The following is a 1821-nucleotide window of genomic DNA, read 5'->3' on the forward strand; positions in this document are numbered from 1 at the left end:
CATGGTTAAGTTGTACTGTTGTTTTACAAAGGTAGGTGAAGATTGGTTATTATGCAGCTAATCCCGCTTTACGCAATAGTGCCACTTCAAATCGCTACAAAATCTAAAAGTTGGGGTGGCTTCTAGGGTCGCCACCCCAACTTTTGGTTTTGTACACAATTTTTTAGTGCCAGCTATTTTGCTGCAATCGGGGCTGAAAAATTAAAATCGGCGCTAGTGATTTTACGTTTACTTCGAGCTAGCCAGTAAACAACTTTCAATATTTGAAATTTAACACTTTCTGTCGATTTTACGGGGTTTTCCTTAGAATCGTTTCGTTGGCATTAACCCAATTTCTATTTCCCAATAAATCGAATCACGAAAAATCCACATAGCGCTACGAAAAATCTGTAATTGACGATATTGCTTATTTTTTATTCGATTCAAGCTTTCGCCAAATTGGATCACAGTTACAATTTTTATCCAAAGAATCTTGTATAGAGATTGCGGCTAAGTCTAAATCTTTATTGTAGATAACTGTTTGGCTTAATGTATCAAATGAGCAAATTTTTGTAATTCTGGTTATTATCAGTTTATTGGCGAGGTAATTTACACTCACCGTGTACTTCCAAGCATACAAATTCCCGCTTTCGTGAACTATTTCATAACCGTTGGACAATGGCGATAAGCCGACAAATTTGTTTAGCACTCCACCATTTTGAGAAATTAAATTTACATTTGAACGATTAATCTTTTTATTCACGCGATTTATTTCCAATATAGTTCTCCCAAATTCGTTTGACAAACTGCAAGGCAAGTCCGGTCTTTCTAAAGATATTGGTGAAATAACGAGTATCGAAATACTGTCGTTTATTCGCAGGCTATCTAAAGCATTATAAAATTCAGATATTACAATTCCAGAGTTTTTGTAGAATTTTTGGTTTAACAATTGGCAAGAATCCAAGGAATGATTTTTATCAGTTTTCACTTGAATTGTATCCGCAATTAAAACACTTTTAGAAGACACATTTTTTAATTTAATTTTTCTGCATTCGCAAGAATATAAAATTAAAAATATAAAAACTATAGCGTAGTGTACTCTCCTCTCCATAATTTTTATTTTATGATTTTCCAAAATATAGATCTCCCTTGTGCTCCCGTTGATTGTACGGAATAAGGTCTTCCACTTCTTCCTGACGCTGAGTAGGATGCGTCGAGTGATATTGCATCATTAAAAGTAGGGTGCACTTTGTATCTTTGATTCGCAGATGAGAAATTAGACATAGATTTTGCGTCTATGTCAATACATTGAAATTCTTTAAATTTATTGTGTGACGTCCCACGCGTTAAGAAGTCGGTTCCGTCCCATAAAACCGCCCCGCCAGTAGGATCTATTCCTCCCATGAGAACATCAATTACGGCGGCCCTTGCGTTTTCTGCTCCCATACTTGCATCTTGTGTCGATAAAGGCGAACGAGCAGACGATGGGGTAGTTGAATATTGTGAATCAGTAAGCTGTTGAGTTAATGTACTATTCTTGCGTTTATAATCTATCGCATTATTATCCTTAGCATTGTTTGCTGTGTGAGCGATCCACAAGCTTTCAGATTTGTTTCCTGAAGATTCATGTTTTACAACATTTGCTGCTGTAGCAAAATCGGTATGTGTTGTTCCCTTAATTTCCTTAGAATTTGCAAACGTTCCATCTGAGTTTCTTCGGTCAGCTACGTATACCTTGTTATCATTTATACCGTCGCTTCCTAGATATTTTCCAGTCTTTGTGTAAAAATCTCCAGTTGCTTCCCGTCCATCCGGATCCACCAAATTAATTGGGTTTTGGTA

Annotated in this window: 2 protein-coding genes; both read right to left on the reverse strand. The window is 36.4% G+C overall.

Annotated features, from left to right (window positions below):
• Window positions 1-406: 406 nt before the first annotated feature.
• Window positions 407-1090 carry a hypothetical protein gene (locus tag CHX27_RS00870; protein WP_094484894.1) on the reverse strand — a complete coding sequence of 228 codons (684 nt, stop codon included), beginning with the start codon at window positions 1088-1090 and terminating at the stop codon, window positions 407-409.
• 5 nt (window positions 1091-1095) lie between these two features.
• Window positions 1096-1821 (reverse strand): hypothetical protein (locus tag CHX27_RS15445; protein ID WP_207758911.1); only part of this gene is annotated, 726 nt, incomplete at its 5' end.

Origin of the sequence: Flavobacterium aurantiibacter, from assembly GCF_002251775.1 — a bacterium.
GTDB lineage: Bacteria > Bacteroidota > Bacteroidia > Flavobacteriales > Flavobacteriaceae > Flavobacterium > Flavobacterium aurantiibacter.